The organism is Streptomyces longispororuber, from assembly GCF_014656095.1.
In the GTDB taxonomy this organism is placed as follows: Bacteria; Actinomycetota; Actinomycetes; order Streptomycetales; family Streptomycetaceae; genus Streptomyces; species Streptomyces longispororuber.
The window spans coordinates 14,809-30,937 of the sequence record NZ_BNBT01000105.1 but is presented as its reverse complement, the minus strand read 5'-3'; the positions used below and the strand labels follow the sequence as shown (position 1 = coordinate 30,937).

Annotated in this window: 14 protein-coding genes and 1 pseudogene; 4 read left to right on the top strand and 11 right to left on the bottom strand. The window is 73.1% G+C overall.

Going from position 1 to position 16,129, the window contains the following annotated elements:
• The first annotated feature begins 487 nt into the window (after window positions 1–487).
• Window positions 488–1,096 carry a hypothetical protein gene (locus IE330_RS26640; protein ID WP_190138670.1) on the top strand — a complete coding sequence of 203 codons (609 nt, stop codon included), beginning with the start codon at window positions 488–490 and terminating at the stop codon, window positions 1,094–1,096.
• A gap of 14 nt (window positions 1,097–1,110) precedes the next feature.
• On the opposite strand, the gene IE330_RS26635 is transcribed toward IE330_RS26640, so the two are convergent.
• The gene (locus IE330_RS26635) at window positions 1,111–1,629 is read right to left on the bottom strand and encodes a hypothetical protein (RefSeq protein ID WP_190138669.1); all 519 of its coding nucleotides are present in this window, start codon (window positions 1,627–1,629) and stop codon (window positions 1,111–1,113) included.
• Between the two features lie 32 nt (window positions 1,630–1,661).
• Between IE330_RS26635 and IE330_RS26630 the strand changes: the two genes are divergently transcribed.
• Complete coding sequence (locus IE330_RS26630) at window positions 1,662–2,387, top strand: 3-keto-5-aminohexanoate cleavage protein (RefSeq protein WP_190138668.1); 726 nt, start codon at window positions 1,662–1,664, stop codon at window positions 2,385–2,387.
• Window positions 2,388–2,417: 30 nt separating this feature from the next.
• Here the strand turns inward: IE330_RS26630 and IE330_RS26625 are convergent, their stop codons facing one another.
• The 4 genes from IE330_RS26625 to IE330_RS26610 all read right to left on the bottom strand — a co-directional run bounded on the left by IE330_RS26625 (window position 2,418) and on the right by IE330_RS26610 (window position 7,385).
• A complete protein-coding gene (locus IE330_RS26625) occupies window positions 2,418–3,770 on the bottom strand; it encodes a cytochrome P450 (RefSeq protein ID WP_190138667.1) in 1,353 nt (450 codons plus the stop codon).
• Between the two features lie 31 nt (window positions 3,771–3,801).
• Window positions 3,802–4,863: a terpene synthase family protein gene (locus IE330_RS26620; RefSeq protein ID WP_190138666.1), complete on the bottom strand. Its 1,062-nt coding sequence runs from the start codon at window positions 4,861–4,863 to the stop codon at window positions 3,802–3,804.
• 32 nt (window positions 4,864–4,895) lie between these two features.
• Complete coding sequence (locus tag IE330_RS26615; protein WP_190138665.1) at window positions 4,896–5,939, bottom strand: polyprenyl synthetase family protein; 1,044 nt, start codon at window positions 5,937–5,939, stop codon at window positions 4,896–4,898.
• 288 nt (window positions 5,940–6,227) lie between these two features.
• The gene (locus IE330_RS26610) at window positions 6,228–7,385 is read right to left on the bottom strand and encodes an acyltransferase family protein (RefSeq protein ID WP_190138664.1); all 1,158 of its coding nucleotides are present in this window, start codon (window positions 7,383–7,385) and stop codon (window positions 6,228–6,230) included.
• A 545-nt stretch (window positions 7,386–7,930) separates the two neighbouring features.
• On the opposite strand from IE330_RS26610, the gene IE330_RS26605 reads away from it, so the two are divergent.
• Window positions 7,931–9,121 (top strand): cytochrome P450 family protein, encoded by a 1,191-nt coding sequence (locus IE330_RS26605; protein ID WP_190138663.1) that lies wholly within the window; start codon window positions 7,931–7,933, stop codon window positions 9,119–9,121.
• Here the strand turns inward: IE330_RS26605 and IE330_RS26600 are convergent.
• The 5 genes and pseudogenes from IE330_RS26600 to soxR all read right to left on the bottom strand — a co-directional run bounded on the left by IE330_RS26600 (window position 9,068) and on the right by soxR (window position 14,720).
• Window positions 9,068–10,489, bottom strand: coding sequence for a cytochrome P450 (locus IE330_RS26600; protein ID WP_190138662.1), 1,422 nt, complete (start codon window positions 10,487–10,489; stop codon window positions 9,068–9,070). The genes IE330_RS26605 and IE330_RS26600 overlap by 54 nt on opposite strands.
• Before the next feature lie 195 nt (window positions 10,490–10,684).
• On the bottom strand, window positions 10,685–11,839 hold the full coding sequence (locus IE330_RS26595) for an acyltransferase family protein (protein WP_190138661.1): 1,155 nt from the start codon (window positions 11,837–11,839) through the stop codon (window positions 10,685–10,687).
• 306 nt (window positions 11,840–12,145) lie between these two features.
• Window positions 12,146–12,385, bottom strand: a complete 240-nt coding sequence (locus tag IE330_RS26590) for a hypothetical protein (protein WP_190138660.1) — start codon at window positions 12,383–12,385, stop codon at window positions 12,146–12,148.
• Window positions 12,386–13,191: 806 nt separating this feature from the next.
• A pseudogene (locus tag IE330_RS39250) lies at window positions 13,192–13,431 on the bottom strand (leucine zipper domain-containing protein); the annotation flags it as partial.
• Between the two features lie 821 nt (window positions 13,432–14,252).
• Window positions 14,253–14,720 carry a redox-sensitive transcriptional activator SoxR gene (gene soxR, locus IE330_RS26585; protein ID WP_190138659.1) on the bottom strand — a complete coding sequence of 156 codons (468 nt, stop codon included), beginning with the start codon at window positions 14,718–14,720 and terminating at the stop codon, window positions 14,253–14,255.
• A gap of 164 nt (window positions 14,721–14,884) precedes the next feature.
• On the opposite strand from soxR, the gene IE330_RS26580 reads away from it, so the two are divergent.
• Entirely contained in the window at window positions 14,885–15,349 is a 465-nt protein-coding gene (locus IE330_RS26580; protein WP_190138658.1) for a MaoC family dehydratase, read from the top strand.
• 77 nt (window positions 15,350–15,426) lie between these two features.
• Here the strand turns inward: IE330_RS26580 and IE330_RS26575 are convergent, their stop codons facing one another.
• On the bottom strand, window positions 15,427–16,089 hold the full coding sequence (locus tag IE330_RS26575; RefSeq protein WP_190138657.1) for a TetR/AcrR family transcriptional regulator: 663 nt from the start codon (window positions 16,087–16,089) through the stop codon (window positions 15,427–15,429).
• Window positions 16,090–16,129 lie beyond the last annotated feature (40 nt).

Genomic DNA, 16,129 nt, shown 5'->3' with positions numbered 1-16,129 from the left:
GGGGGCGGTCGGCAGGCGGGCCTGCCGCGCGGGGGCGGCCCCGCCGGGGCCGGGCGAGAGCAGCAGGGAGGCGCCGAGGGCCAGGGCCGCCGCTGTGGTGAGGGTTCTGAGCCGTGCGCTGCGTCGTCGCATGGATGCTCCTCCGGGGGGCCGTCGGGCCGTGTCGCGGCGGAGGTTACTGCCGGGTTGCCGAACCTTGAAGACGCACGGGGCCCGCCTTTTCACCATCGCCACCCGCCGGCAGGGGGCGGCGGCCACGCGGCGGGCGGCCGGTGGGAGGCGGCGCGGCTCCGGCCCGCGCGGGGTGGCAGCGGGGCCGCCGCCACGGCACCTCCACATCGGTCACGCATTGACGGGGACCCGCGGGGAACGCGCTGATGAGAAGCCATCGGAAATCGGATGGCACCAAATCGCTTGTCGATACGTCTACTCGATGTCCGCTGGGTCACTGGCGACGTCCGAGAACGTCTGACGGAGGTGCAGGGCGATGGCCGGATTCCGGAGTCTCGCGAGACAGGTACGTGATCCGCAGTGCGACTTGGCGCTGCGCCGGTACTCACTGCGCAAGTGCCTGGAGAGATTCGCCCCCTACGGCCACCGGGCGACCTGGGACCACCTGTGCTCCCGGGCGGGGTTCGGCCCCGAGGACCGGTCGCCCGATCCGGCGCGGCTGGTGGCCGCGCTCGACGAGCTGGAGGCGGCCCGCGACGTGTGGCTCGCCTACGAGGAGGACTTCGCGCGCCGCCGGCGCAAGGAGAAGCACGACGGCCTGCGCCGGCCGGGCAGCGTGGACGACTGGCACCGGTGCACGTGGGGCGGGCACGGGATCGCCTGGTGCGACGACCCCGACGTGCACCCGTCCGCGCCGCTCGCCGAGGTCCTCCGCCGGCTCATTACCGCACTGGAGCGAGAGCCGGGCGCCGCCTGCCCCGTGTGCGGCGACACGGACCTCGAATGGCGCTACGGCCTGGCGCACGAACCGTCGTCGGGTCCCGTCTGCACCGGCTGCGGCATCGTGGTGCCCGCGCCGGTGCTCACGTCGGAGGCGGTGCGGCGCTCGCGGTCCCGGCGGTCGCGGTCGCTCGTCGCCGTCTGAGGGGCCCGGGGAGCTCAGGGCCTGAGGACGTCCGTCTGGATGGCCACCTTGAACTCGGCCAGCATCAGCGGCGCGGCGAGCTTCACGTCGCCGGGTGCGCGCGCGGATATCTTCAGGCCCACCGGTGTCCCCGGGTGCACGAACATCTGCCACATGTACGCGCGGTACTGGCCGCCGCGGGTGGGCACGGTGTCGGTGGTGGCGGTGGAGTCGTAGCCCGTCGACAGGTTCAGCGGGTCGCGCACGAAGCGGGCACGGTACTCCGAGGGCCTGCCGTCGGGGTGCCAGAAGACCAGCGCCGTCAGCGTGGCCCACCCGTCGTGGCTCGGCCAGATCAGCCCCGAGCGCGCGTCGGGGAACGTCGACGGCTTGGTGCCCCCGTGCGCCGGGTCGTGCATGTGCCAGGGGTCGTAGGCCTCCTCCTGCGCCTCGTACGGGAACCGCACCAGGTGGTACCCGTCGCTGTCGTACGTGATCCGCTGCGGGCCCGACCGTGCCGATTCCCATTTCAACGAGCAGACGGCGACGCTCATCAGCCCTCCCCGTGGTGTGGTGTCATGGCGCCATGCTTCGACATGACGCCACGCTCCTGCAGGTGTGTCTGAACGGTGCGCGTACCGCGGGCGACGGCGCGGCCGTGCCGCTGTCGCCCGCCGCGCTCGCGGAGTCGGCGGCCGGGGCCGTCGCCGCCGGAGCGCGTGACGTACATGTACACCCCAAAAGCCCGTGCGGAAAGGACTCCGTCGCGCCGGGCGCGGTCGCGGCCGCCCTGGTGGCGATCCGCGCCGCCGTCCCCGTGCCCGTCGGGGTGACCACCGGGGCGTGGGCCGAGCCCGACCCGGAGGCGCGGGCCGCGCGGGTGCGGGAGTGGACGGTGCTGCCCGACCACGCCTCGGTGAACTGGCACGAGCCGGGCGCGGAGGACGTGGCGCGGGCCCTGCTCGACCGGGGGGTCGGCGTGGAGGCGGGCCTGTGGTCCGGTACGGACGGGCCCGAGCGGTTCGCGGCGTCACCGCTCGGGCCGCGGGTCCTGCGGGTGCTCGCGGAGGTCACCGACCACGACCCGGCGACCGCGGCGGGCTCCGCCCGGGCCCTGCTCGACCGGATCGGCCCCGCGCACGGGCGGCCGGTCCTGCTGCACGGCGAGGAGGGCGGTACCTGGCCGGTGCTGGCCCTGGCGGGGCGACTGGGGCTGGGGCGGCGGGTGGGGTTCGAGGACACGCTGGTCCTGCCGGACGGGGAGCCGGGGGCGTCCAACGCCGCGCTGGTGAGCGCGGCGTTGGCCTGGTAGGCGCCGGGCCGCGGCCTTCGGCGCCTCCGGTCACGGTCGGGGGCGGGCAGTGATGCGCAGGCCGATGCGGCGCGGCAGGTGCGCCAGTTGGAACGGGGGGTGGCTGATGTCGCTGCCGGGTACGACGGTGAGTTCCCAGCGCGCGGCGATGGTGGCGACCGTCAGCACCATCTCGACCATGGCGAAGGTGTCGCCGATGCACTGGCGCGGTCCGGCCCCGAAGGGCAGGAACGAGCCGCGAGGCGGTGCGGGAGCGTGCTGCCGGTCCCAGCGGTCCGGGTCGAAGCGGTCGGGCGCGGGGAAGACGTCGGGGCGGTGCTGCACCGCCGGGGGGCTGACGATCAGGGCGGTGCCGGCGGGGAGGTGGCGCCCGGCGAGCTCGGCCGGGCAGGTCACGGTCCGCGTGGTCATCCACCCCGCGGGATGCAGGCGCATGGTCTCGTTCAGGAACCGGTGCGTGTACGGAAGGGCGGGCAGGTCGTCGTAGTGGGCGGGCCGGCCGGCCAGGACGGTGTCGACCTCGGCGTGCAGACGCTCGCGGACCCGCGGGTACTGGTCCAGGCAGACCATGGCCCAGGTGAGGATGGGGGCGGAGTTGGTTCCGCCCAGGAGCATGCCGACCATCTCGGCGTGGATGTCCTCGGTGGCCGCCCCGCCGCTTCCGCCGGCGTCCGCCTGCGCGCGGAGCAGCAGTTCCAGCAGGTCCGCGTCCTGTGCCGGGGCCCTGCGGTAGTCGGCGATGATGTGCTGCCCCGCCTGCCGGAGCGTACGGACGGCGTGCCGGTAGCGGCGGTTGCCGGGGGTCGGGAGGCGCCGCAGGAAGGACGGCGTGAGGATCTGCCGGGACAGTTCGTCGAACAGGACGACGGACGAGCGGCTGATCGCGTGGGCCGCCGCCCGGTCGGCACGCGCGGCGACGACCGTGCGGGCGGTGATCCGGTGGCTGAGGGCGTGGAAGGCGGGGAACGGGTCCAGGACCTGTCCCTCGTGCCACGCCCCGGTCAGCCCGGCGATCTCCTCCTGCATGGTTCCGGCGTAGTGCGCGAGCCGGTCGGGGCGGAAGGCGGGCTGGATCAGGCGGCGCTGTGTGCGGTGTTCGGCGTGCGGGCAGGTACCGACACCGCTGACGAACTGCCGGACGTGGTCATAGATGGGGCCGCCCTTGTCGTAGACACGGTCGTTGGTCGACACGTGGTGCAGCAGTTCGGGGTGGCACGGCACGTAGTAGGGCGTGCGGCCGATCCTGATCTCGACGAGGTCACCGTACGTGTGCAGGGAGCGCATGAACTCCATGGGCCGGTACGCGAGCTGCCGGGCATGACCGAGCAGGGGCAGCGCGCCGGGGGCGGTGGCGGTGGTGAAAGGCGTTGTCGACACACTCACGAGGTCGGGCTCCTGTGGCTGTGGAGGCGGTTCATACGGCTCTCTGCGCTGCCGGCGCGGGTGCCGCGTCGAGGACCGAGGTCAGACGCGTCCACCAGGCTTCGAGGGGAGCGGCGTGGCGGGGGCCGGGGCCCGCAGGCGGTTCGGCGGCGACGGCCATCGGGGGCAGGTCGCCGTAGCGGGGGTTGTTGGCGTGCCAGTGGATGGTGTTCGCGAGGGTGTTGTCGAGGTCCCGCAGGAACCGTTCGAGTGCCGGGCCCGCGCCGGCCGCCACGCGCTCACGCAGGCGCAGGACGATGCCCATGGTGTGGTTCCAGACGGCGACGGCCTCCGCGGTCGCCGGGGCGACGTCCAGGCCGTGGTGGTCCATCAGAGCGGCGACGAGGTTGTTGGCACCGCCGCCGTCCTCGATGTCCTTGCCCAGCGAGCAGATGTCGTTGGCCCAGCCCAGGAGCAGTCCGGCGGCCTCGCGCAGCGCGCTCGTGGCGGGGTGGTCGTGCTCGTGCCCGGGGATCTCCATGTCGTTGTAGATCTCCAGGGCCACGCAGACGATCGGGGCCCCGCACAGCCAGTTGCGCAGACTCACGTGCTCGGCGAGCGGAACCGTCCGGCCCGCGATCCGGTACGCCGCCTCCAGCGGGATTCCCTGGTGGTACGCGCGGTAGGCGGCGGTGAACCGGCTGTACTGCGTGTCGGTGGCGAAGGACCGGCAGTCCCGCGCCATCTCCGCGAAGTGCCTGGCGAACGGCAGGCCGTCGGCCGGTGCGGGGTCCGCACCCGTCTCCAGCACCCGCTGGAGCGCGCAGCCCACCGCGACGGCCTCCTCGACGGTGGTGAGCGACTCGATCCAGTCGTCGACGGTGAAGCCGATCAGGAACCAGCGCCCGCCCCATTCCAGCCGCTCGGGTACGCCGTCGGGGCTCGCGCAGGCCACGAACGCCCCGGAGTGGGTGGAGCGGATGCGGGCGCGGGCGGTGGGGTCGGTGGGGACAGGACAGCCGTCGATCCAGCGGTTGGGGCGGTCGTCGAACTCCAGCGCGTCCGGGCGCACCGCGACGGGGAAGGGGCAGTGGAAGGCGGGCAGGTCGGTCACGGTTGCTCCAGTGCTCGGGAGGCCGGGGTCGGTCAGTGGTCGCGATGGGTGATCAGACGGGCCAGTGCGGCCAGCTCGGCGGCGGGCACCGGATCCGGGCCGGCCGCGGCCAGGTGGTCCAGGGCCAGGCCGATGTGGCGCTCGGCCTCCCGGACGGTCCAGGTACAGCCGTTCGCCTCCTCGACGAGTTCGGTGGCCCGCCGGACCTCGTCGGCGGTCAGGGGCTCGGTGCCGTCGCAGTAGAGGCGGGCGAGCGTCTCCCCCGCCGTGGTCCCGGAGGCCAGCGCGGCGGCGACGGGCAGGGACTTCTTGCGCCAGGTCAGGTCGGAGCCCACCGGCTTCCCGGTGCGCCGCGGGTCGCCCCAGATGCCCAGCAGGTCGTCGGCCATCTGGTAGGCCAGCCCCAGGTGGGTGCCGAAGGCCCGCAGGTGGGCCGTACGCTCGGCGTCGGCGCCGCCGGCCAGGGCTCCCAGCTCGCACGCGGCCGCGGTGAGGGAGGCCGTCTTGGCCGCGGCGACCGCCGAGCACTCGGCGACCGACACAGCGGACTGCTGTTCGAGCGGGGTGTCGGCCCACTCCCCTTCGAGCAGTTGCTGGACCCAGGTGATCAGGCAGCGCATGCCCGCGGTGTCCAGCGGGGCGGCGGACGTGTTGAGGACCTGGACCGCCAGGAAGAACAGCGCGTCACCGGCCAGGATCCCCGCGGGACGCCCCTGCGTCGCCCACAGGGCGGGCCGCCCCCGCCGCAGCCGGTCGCGATCGATGATGTCGTCGTGCAGCAGGGATCCGTTGTGGACCAACTCCACCGCCACCGCGGCGGGCACCGCCGCCGGGCGGGCGCCTCCGACGACGTCGCAGGCCAGCAGCACCAGGGCCGGCCGCATCGCCTTGCCTGCGCCTTTCCGGCCGACGGGCTCGTCGGTGCCGGACCAGTCGAAGTGCAGTTCCGCCAGACAGCGCACCCGCTCCGGCAGCAGATCGATGGCCGCCCGCATGGCCGGCCCCGTCACCCTTCCCGCGTCCAGCAGCACTTGTCGGGCGTCACGGGCCGGTTGCTCGACCGTTACTGACGTCATCTCGCCTACTCCTTCACCTCGTGTGGCGCCGCCCCCTTCCGCGATGTCACAGGGGCCACGGCTCGAACTCTCACGTGAGCGGGAGCTGTGGCAGATGGCCGAGTACCGGCCGCGCACCGGCCGCGCACCGGTGAGCACGTACCTGGTACGCCCGAGCAACTCTCGCGCGACCACCCCACAGCAGATCGGGGCCACGGGCACCGCGGGAAAGGCCATTCGTGTCCGTGCCCGGCCGCAGCCAGGGAAGGGCGCGGTCGCGGCGGCCGGCTCGGACCGCGTCCCGGCCGCTCAGGCCTCTTCCCCCACCGCAAGTGGGGCGCCGGTGGCCGCCTTCGTCCTCCTGGCGGAGAACCGGCGCATGCAAGGGCGTTCGACGAGGGCGTACAGCAGTACCGCGGCGGGGAACGCCATGGCGAGGGAGACCGAGGCGGTCCACGCCGGCTCCCAGGTGCCGCCGGAGTAGTGCAGGACGCCGAGGATCACCGGAAGGTGGATCAGGTAGAAGCCGTACGAAAGGTCCCCGAGGTACACCATCGTCGGTGTCCGGAGCCACGACGTCGCGCCGCGTGCGTCCGTTGCCGCCGCGGCGAGGATCAGCAGGGCGACCGGGACCACCGTCGCGGCCGTGAGCATGAAGAGCATGGGCAACAGCACGGGCCCGACGAACAGGGTCGCGCCCAGCAGGCAGAGCGCGGACACGACGTGGACACCAGGGACCGCCCCGGCCGTGTGCATTCTCGCGAGGATCATGCCCAGCACGAATTCCGGCAGCCGGCTGAACGGGAACATGTACAGGAGGGCGAACTGCAGCTCGGACATACCGACCGCCGCGAAACGGCTCCCCGGAGGCCCGGAGCCCATGTTCAGCGTGATCAACAGCGGCACCAGCCACACGACGGCCACCGTACCGAAAGCCGCGGCAACGAGCCATTGTCCGGGAATGCGCGCGACCAGTGGAAAGAGCACGGGAAACAACAGATAGAAGAGAAGGTCACAGGTGAGCGACCAGGCGACCGAGTTACCGGCGGCGGCGAATTCGCGCACCGGGACGAGGGTGTTCACCAGTAAGGCGTTGGCCATGTCACCGAATGCCGACACGCTCGACCCCGGCTCCATGTCGGCCCGCGGGACACCGAGGCCCCAGAAGAGCAGCATGACGATCGACCAGACAACCAGGTGGTTCGGGTAGACCCGGGCGAGGCGACGGCGCCAGAACAACCGGGCCGTATCCGTATTCCGTCGCGCGTACGTCAGGACGAATCCGCTGAGAACGAAGAAGAACGAGACGCTGGTCGTACCCACGAGAAAGAGCTGCGTGCTCGGCATGCCGCCGCGGACAACAGCGTCGTACACCGCGACGTGGCAGACGAACACGGCCAGCGATGCGAACCATCTCAGCCCGGCGAGAGAGGGCAGCCGCTGGCAGGCGGCCGACGGCGGTGGCATTTTCCTCCTCGGGGACACCGGTATCCATAGGACGGGATCGCGGCGGGACGGTGTTATGTCTGTGGATGCGGCGTTCGGACCGCGCAGTGTCCGGGCTGTTCGGATCGTGCAGCGTTCGGGCTGTTCGGACCGCGCAGTGTTCGGGCTGTTCGGACCGCGCAGTGTTCGGGCTGTTCGGACCGCGCAGTGTTCGGACTGTTCGGACCGCGCAGTGTTCGGGCTGTTCGGACCGCGCAGTGTTCGGACTGTTCGGACCGCGCAGTGTTCGGACTGTGCATGCAGTGTTCAGATCGCCTGCCGGACGCGCTGCGGGACTCGCGCGGGGCTCACCGGATCGGGTGCCGGGCGATTGCGCTGGATGCCCAATTCCCGCACGCTCGTCATCCGCCGTCGTTCCCGTTCCGGGCGGATATCCGGAATCGGCGGCCGCGCCTGACGCGCCACACCGCTCAGCAGCCGGGATCGCCCCTACTGTGATCCCTGGTTTTGTCGTCCCAGCGACCGCGCCGCCGGATACACGTCCACGAAAGAGGGAATTGGCGCTCATGCCCGCACCGAGCATCGAATCACTGACACCGGCGACCGACTTCGCCGGCAATCCGTACGCGGCCTACCGGCTCCTGCGGGAACAGGGCCCGGTACACCGGGTCACCATCGCCGACTACGGTGAGGTCTGGGCGGTCGTGGGGTACGAGGAGGCCCGCGCCGCCCTGGCCGATCCGCGTCTGAGCAGCGACCCGTCCCACGGTGCACCCGGGGGCGACGGGGTCGGCGTCTTCCTCCAGGCCATGCACCAGATGGACCCGCCCGAGCACACCCGTCTGCGCAAGCTCGTCGCCACGGACTTCACCGCCCGCCGCGTCCGAGCGCTGCGGCCGCGCATCCAGGCCATCACCGACGACCTGCTGGACAAGGCCCTGCCGCTCGGCCGGACCGACCTCATCGCGAGTCTCGCCCTGCCCCTGGCGACGACGGTCATCTGCGAGCTGCTCGGCATTCCGGACGCCGACCGCGAGACCTTCCACGGCTGGGCGGCGGAGTGCGCCTGTCCGGCCGACGCGGAAGCGCGGGCGGCCGCGGCCGGGGCCACAGCGGAGTACCTCACCGGGCTCGTCGCCGCCAAGCGCCGGGAGGGCTCGGGCGACGACGTGCTCAGCGCCCTGGCCTGCACGACGGCCGACGAGGGCGACCGGCTCTCGGCGGAGGAACTGCTCAGCATGGCCTTCCTCCTGTTCTTCGCCGGGCACGAGACCACCCTCCATCTCATCGGCAACGGTGTCCTGGCCCTGCTGCGCCACCCCGATCAGCTCGACGCGCTGCGCGCCGACTGGGACCTGCTCGACGGCGCGGTCGAGGAACTCATGCGGTACGACGGCCCGGTGATGCACGCGCCCCTGCGCTACACGACGGAGCCCGTGGACGTCGCGGGCACCACCGTCCCCGCCGGGCAGCCGGTGGTCGTCGTCCTCGCCGCGGCGTCCCGCGACCCCCGGCGCTTCCCCGAACCGGACCGGTTCGACATCCGGCGCGACGCCCGGGGGCACCTCGGGCTCAGCCATGGTGTGCACCACTGCCTCGGGGGCCCCCTCGCCCGCGCGGAGACGTCCATCGCCCTCAGGTCCGTCTTCGAACGCTGCCCCCGCATCGCCCTGGACACCGACCCGGCCGGCCTCGTCTGGCACTCACGACCGTCGTGGCTCCGCGGGCTCCGTCACCTGCCCGTGCGCTACGCCTGAACGGTGCTCGCGGGGCCGGGCGTGGACCTCCAGGACGAAGCGGCGGGGTTTGAGCATGGCGGCGAAGTGCGCGGGGCGGCCGTCGGTGCGGGCGGTGGCCCGGGGGTCCCACAGGTGTACGAGGGTGGCCAGGGTCAGGACGGCCTGGGCCGTGCCGAAGTGCTCCGCGACGCATTTGCGCGCTCCCGCCCCGAAGGGCACGTACGCGCCGCGCCGCGGGGCCGCGCGGTCGGGGAGCCAGCGGTCGGGGACGAACGCGGCCGGGTCCTCGTACAGTGCCGGGTTGCGGTGGACGGCCGCGGGGCAGACCACGACGGTGCTGCCGGTGGGCAGGTGTTTCCCGGCCAGCTCGACCGGTCGCGTGGTGCAGCGGAGCACGAACCACGCCGGCGGGTACAGGCGCAGGGCCTCCGCGATGACCTGTCCGGTGCGGGGGAGGCCGGGCAGGTCTCCGTACCGGGCGCCGCGCCCTCGCAGCGTCCCGTCGAGTTCGCGGTGCAGGCGGTGGGCCTCGGCGGGGTGCCGGGTGAGGAGGTGGAGTGCCCAGCAGACGGCGAGGGCCGAGGTGTCGGTGGCCCCCAGGTACAGCGACACCACTTCCTCGGCGATGTCCCTGTCGGACGCGGCGGGCATGGCCTGCTCCAGTCGCGCGACGATGCCGTCGTCCGCTGTGGCGTCGCCCGTACGGCGCAGGTCACTGATCTTGTCGGTGAAGCGGCGCAACCGTGACAACCCCAGGCCGTGCAGGGGTCCTGGGGCCGCGAGCCGCCACAGCCTGGTGTCGATGGCCGCCAGGGCATGGCGCTGGAGGTCCTCGACCGCCTCGCGCGGGACGCGGGAGGAGAACAGGGCGCGCGTGATGGTCCGTACGGCCGTGCCGACCAGCGCGGAGTACAGGTCGACGTGCTGGTGGTCCCGCCACCCTGCCGTGGTGGCGGCGATCTCCTCCTGCACGAGCGTGGCCTGGTGCCGGAGCAGGGTGGGGTGGAAGCTCGGCTGGACGGCCCGCCGGGAGCCGCGGTGGTCCTGACGGCAGCGCAGCGCCAGGCCGTTCCCCAGCAGGCGGCGGGTCGTCGTCCACACGGGGCCGGTCCGGTCGAAGGTGCGGTCGTCGGTGAGGACCTGCCACACCAGGTCGGGGTGGCAGGGGAAGTACAGCCGCCTCCCCATGATCCGGAGCTCGACCAGGTCCCCGTACTCCGGCAGGGAGGCGAGGACGTCGAGGGGGGCTCGGGCGAGGGCGGCGGCGTGCCCGGCCAGCGGCCATGCGCCGGGGGGTGTTCCTGCGGTGTGGTGGGGGTGTGCGGTGTGGTTGGTGTGCGTGGTGTGGTTGGTGTGTGCGGTGTGACCCGCGTGTGCTGAAGGCATTGTCTGGTCCTGTGTCCGGTGCGTGCGGCAGCGTGCCGGTGAAGTCGTACCGCCCCGGCCAAGTGCCGCACCTGGGTGGTGGTGCCGGCCCGGGCAGCCGCGCACCTCGCCGTGCCGTGTGGAGGTGGAGGGGGAGGTGGTCGTAGCGCCGTCCCCGGTTCGTCGGTCGACGGCACACGCCGCGCAGGGAGCAGTTCAGGGCACCGGCATTCCGCCGCTGTCCGTGTCCGGGCGGGCGCGGGCCCGGGACTTGCCGCCCGCGAAGCGCGCGCAGCAGGGCTTCTCGACCAGGGCGTACAGCAGCCAGGAGGCGGCCAGGGCCAGCAGGAGACCGCCGCAGACGGTGACCGCCGCGCCCCGGTCGCCGTAGTGCCCGACGGCCGCCAGGGCGGGTCTGTGCACGAGGTAGAAGGCGTACGACGCCTCGCCCAGGAACACGGCCGCCGGGGTGCGCAGCCACGGCAGGGTGCCCCGGGCCTCCGAGGTGGCCACGGCCCAGACGATCAGGGCCACGGGGGCCAGGGGGGCCGCGGCGAAGAGGAAGGGTCGGGGCAGTACCGCGATGCCGGTCAGCAGGCACGCGGCCGCCAGCGCCACGGACGGCAGGAGACCGACGCGGGCCGCGTAGCCGTGCCTGTGCATCCGGGCGAGGACCATGCCCAGGACGAACTCCGGCAGCCGGGACGGCGGAAAGGTGTAGGCGAGGCCCAGTTGGACGTCGGTGACGGGGCCGTCCAGGAAGCCGTACGGCAGGGGCCGCCCGCCCAGGCCCAGGGCGATCAGGGGGATGGTCCAGGCCACGGCCACGGCACCCGCCGCGACGGCGGGCAAACGCTGCGGGCGCACCCTCGCGACGCGTGGGTACAGCAGCGGAAACAGCAGGTAGAAGAGCAGTTCGCAGGTGAGGGACCAGGTCACGTCGTTGCCGCCGGTGTGGTACTCCGGCACCGGGACGAGGGTGTTGAGCAGCAGGGCGTTGGTCAGGTCCCCGGGCAGGCCCGGGGTGACGTAGGGCAGGCCGTTGCTGATCCGCGGCATGCCCGCCGCCCGGAAGAGCAGCACGCAGCCCGCCCACACGACCAGGTGGCTGGGGTAGATCTTCACGATCCGGCGCCGCCAGAAGGCCTTGGCCGTGTCCGTGCTGCGCGCCGAGTACGCCAGGACGAAACCGCTGAGTACGAAGAAGAGCGAGACCCCGGCCGGTCCCAGGAGGAAGAGGACCATGGGCGCCGAGCCGCCGTCCGGCGTGGTCACGAGCGCGGCGTGGCACACGAACACGCACAGCGCGGCGACGAACCGCAGGCCGGTGAGGGCGGGCAGGCGGGCCGACGCGGCGGGCAGCGTGCGCATATGGCTCCTCGGGGGCGCGGAAGCACCTGGTGAGCAGGCGCGGTGCCCGGCCGGGCCGGGCGGCGGGTGAGGGAGCCCGTGCCCCGGTCACCGTGCGCGGGCTCCGGCTGCCGCCCGGCGACGCGCCCCGCCCTGCCGCCTTCCACCTGGCGGAGGCGTCGGGCGGTGCGTCAGCGGGCGGCGGCCGCGCCGCGGAGGAGAACCGCCGGGGCTGTTGGCCCCGGAGCGGGCAGGCGCGGGCCGTCGCCGACGCGCGACCAGGCGTGTCCGACAGGTCCTCGGCGGCGGCCCGCACGAGAGTGGCCCTCAGAGGCCGAGGGACGGCAGACTCCCGCCGGCGCCACCGGCGGCGGAACCGACGCCGCTGCCCACTCCCCCGGCAGCCGAGCCGATCCCTCCGCCGATGCCGGCGGCGGCAGCGCCGATGCCGCTGCCGATGCCGGATGCCGCGGAGGCGAGCGGGCTCGCGGCCGCCATCCCGGCACCGCACAGACTGAACAGACTCGTCGCGACGAGTGTCACGCACACACGACCGAGCACCTTCATGTGACCTCCTTGGCAGGTCCGGCCGACAGAAACCCCTTGCTGCCTACCGTCAGGTGGGCGGCAGTACGCGCGCTGTGCCTCCTCGCGCCGCCTGTTGGCCCCGCGCTCCCCGCGCCGCGCCGGATGGGGGGCTCCGCCGCTGCGGGGCTTCCCACCCGCCCACCCGTACCGCCCCAGCGGCCGGGACCGGCCCCGACCTAGCGGCTCACAGCTCCGCTGCACGCGTCCCGCCGCTACCGCGGCGAGACCTCCCACCCGCCCACCCGCACCACCCAACAAACCCGCCCGGCCCCGACCTAGCGGCTCGCAGCTCCGCTGCACGCGTCCCGCCGCTACCGCGGCGAGACCTCCCACCCACCCACCCGCACCACCCAACAAACCCGCCCGGCCCCGACCTAGCGGCTCGCAGCTCCGCCGCCCGCCCCCCGCCGCTACCGCGGCGGAGCCACCCACCCACCCGCACCACCCAGCGGGCAGGCCGCGCCCCGGCCTAGCGGCTTTCCTGCCGTCGTTCTGTGCCGCCGTTACGCGGCACACCCGCCCCGACTACACCCAGCGGCTCGCGGCTGATCGGTGGGTGGTCGTCACGTGCGGTGTGGCAGCGAGCGATGGTGTTGCAGGTGTGCAGGGGGGCCGTCAGGGCGGCGGTGCGTTCGTTGGTGTTGGTGTCAGGGCCGTACGTTGGCCCGTGCGTCGGGCAGGGTGCGGTGGTGCTCGCCGCCAGGCGCGACCCTTTCGACAGGTCAGGCGTTGCCGTCGGGGCCCCTTCGATGAGATCGAGGCCACAAACGGCGAAGCAGGCTGCGGCCCGTGTCGACCGGCCCGAGCTTGTGCTCCTGGCGTAGGCCGCAGGCCTGGGCCTCCACTTCCGCGGCAGTGCGGTGGGGGGCTTGTGGGGTCGGCCGGAACGGTCGTGCAGGCCCGTCCAACCCTGCGCTCGCTAGCGGCGCAGCCACCTATGGGCCGTGGGCCATGGGCCGTGAGATGCCCGTCTCGGCAGCGTCCTGCGCGACGGGGCGGTCGGTACGGACACGCTCGATCAGCAGCCGCCTACCGAGCGGTCAGCCGGGTATCAACGTCGGACACGAGGATCTCCGTGCGGCACAGTCCTGGACAGCTTCACCACACCGGAGGTCTTCGCCATGATCAAGCCTGACCGGAATTGACGACGCTCGTGATCGCTACAGCTAGCGGAGGCTCCAGCGATCAGTTACCGCTGCTACCGGGGCGGACCTCACACCCTCCCGCCCGTACTGCCTCAGGATCGGGCTGACCTCAACCCTGGTCTCGCAGATCGCAGTCCGGCGCACGCCTGCCGCCACTGCGCGAGGGAACCACCGCACACCACCCCAGCGCACCGGGCCGACTCTCGCCCGGTCGGCTGCGGGCTGCTGCCGCCTCCCGCTGCTACCTTCCGACGAAGAGGCGGCCCCTTGGCTCAACGGCCGTCTGCCACCGCCCGCTTGAACCTCCCGCGATGACAGCCCCGGCCTGGCAGAGGCACGTCCGGTGTCCGCGTAACGCCTCAACGGCCAGGTGCGGCATCGGTCTCACACGTGACGGCTCGCAGGTGCGTCGGCCCCTGTGTCGGTGGGGGCGGGCGGGAGAAGAGATCCGCCAGGCGGGCGAGGCCGTGCGGCAGGTGTGCGTGGGTGCGGCCGCAGGAAGAGCCCGGGCTGCAGACCAGAAGGGCGGGCGGGTGGGAGAAGAGATCCGCCAGGCGGGCAGGGCCGTGCCGCAGGCGCGCGTGGGCGCGGCCACAGGAAGAGCCCGGGCTGCAGAACGGAAGCGCGGGTGGGTGGGAGGAGAGCTTCGCCTTGCGGGCGGGGCCGCGCCTCGGGGTGCCGCCAAGGCCTCGAGGCCAGGCTCAGCGCGGAGGACGGCGCTCCCCGAGCAGGCGGGAGCCTACGATGCGGTCGCCGAAGACGTCGTCGGGGTTGGTGAGGACACAGGTCTCCAGCGACAGGCACCCGCACCCGATGCAGTCCGTGAGGTGATCCCGCAACCGCCCCAACTGCTGGATGCGCTGGTCGAGTTCGGCCCGCCAGGTCTCCGAGAGCCGCGCCCAGTCCGTCCGCGTCGGCGTCCGCCCCTCCGGCAGCTCCGCGAGCGCGTCGCGGATCGTGGCGAGGGGGATGCCGACCCGCTGCGCCGCCCGGATGAAGGCGACGCGGCGCAGCGTGTCCCGGCTGTAGCGACGCTGGTTGCCCGAGGTGCGGCGGCTGCTGATGAGCCCCTTGGTCTCGTAGAAGTGCAGCGCGGAGACGGCCGCGCCGCTGCGCGCGGCCAGTTGGCCGACGGAGAGCTCGTGGATCTTCTCTGGGATCTGGGGCACCCCTCCGAGCCTACTCACCCCCTCGTTGACACCCGCCACCGCACCCAGCATGCTGAGCAAGCGCTTAGTCCAGTCAGGACGTCCGCGTCCGATCAGGACGTCCGCGTCCGGCCAGAACGTCCGCGTACAGCCGTCCCGACCGCCCGCCCGTACAGGAGGCCCCCATGACAGAGCCGAGGATCTTCACGTCAGCCGACGACCTGCGCGCCGCGGTCGGGGAGCAGTTGGGGTACAGCGACTGGCTGGAGGTCGACCAGAAGCGGATCGACCTGTTCGCGGAGGCCACCGGTGACCACCAGTGGATCCACGTCGATCCGGAGCGGGCGGCCGCCGGGCCCTTCGGGGCGACCATCGCGCACGGCTATCTGACGCTGTCGCTGCTGCCGGTCTTCGTGCCGCAGGTGATGCGCGTCGAGGGCATGCGGATGGGGCTCAACTACGGGACGAACAAGGTGCGCTTCCCCTCCCCCGTGCCCGTCGGCTCGCGGCTGCGCGCGACCGCCGTCCTGACGGCGGTGGAGCCGACGAAGGACGACGGCGTGCAGGTCACGACGGCGGTGACGGTGGAACGCGAGGGCGCCGACAAGCCCGCCTGCGTCGCGGAATCGGTGTCCCGCTACTACTTCTGACCCCCGGCACCACCCCGAGCCCCGGGACCACCCCGAGCCGCGCCACCACTCCACCGGCCCCGGCACCACCCCGAGCCCTACCCCGCGACCCCAGCCCCAGCCCCGGCCCCGGCAACACCCGGCTCCGCCCCCACCATCCGCAGCACGAGGTCCGCGTACAGCGCGCCCACCTCGTCCGGTGTGCGGTGGCCCGCCGTGTTGAACCAGCGGGCCACGTCGATGCACAGGGAGAGCACGGCCAGGGTGGTGCCGGGGACGTCGGGGACGTCGAACTCGCCCGCGCGGACGCCGTCGTTGATGATCTCGCGCACCGCGGCGTCGGACTTCCGGCGCAGGGCCACGATCTCGGTACGGTGCTCGGGGCCGAGGGCGTCGAGTTCGTACTGTACGACCCGTGCGGTCATGTGGTGGCCGGCGTGCCAGCGGACGAAGGAGCGCACGGCGTCCGCGAGCCGCTCGGCCGCGGTGCCCCCACCGTCGGCGGCGGTGCGCAGGACGGCGAGGGCCTTCTCGTGGCCGAGCCTGCTGATGCGATGGAGGAGCTCCTCCTTGGTCTTGTAGTGGATGTAGAGCGCGGCGGGGCTCATGCCCGCGCGGCCGGCGATGTCGCGGGTCGTGGTGGCGTGGTAGCCGCGCTCGGCGAAGGCCTCGACCGCGGCGATCAGCAGCCGCCTCGCCGCGTCGGGACTGACCTCGGCCCACGGCTGTTCCTCGCCGAGGGTCTCCTTCGCCGCACCCATGCGCGCTCCTTCCACCGTCCGGGACAGACACCCTACCCTG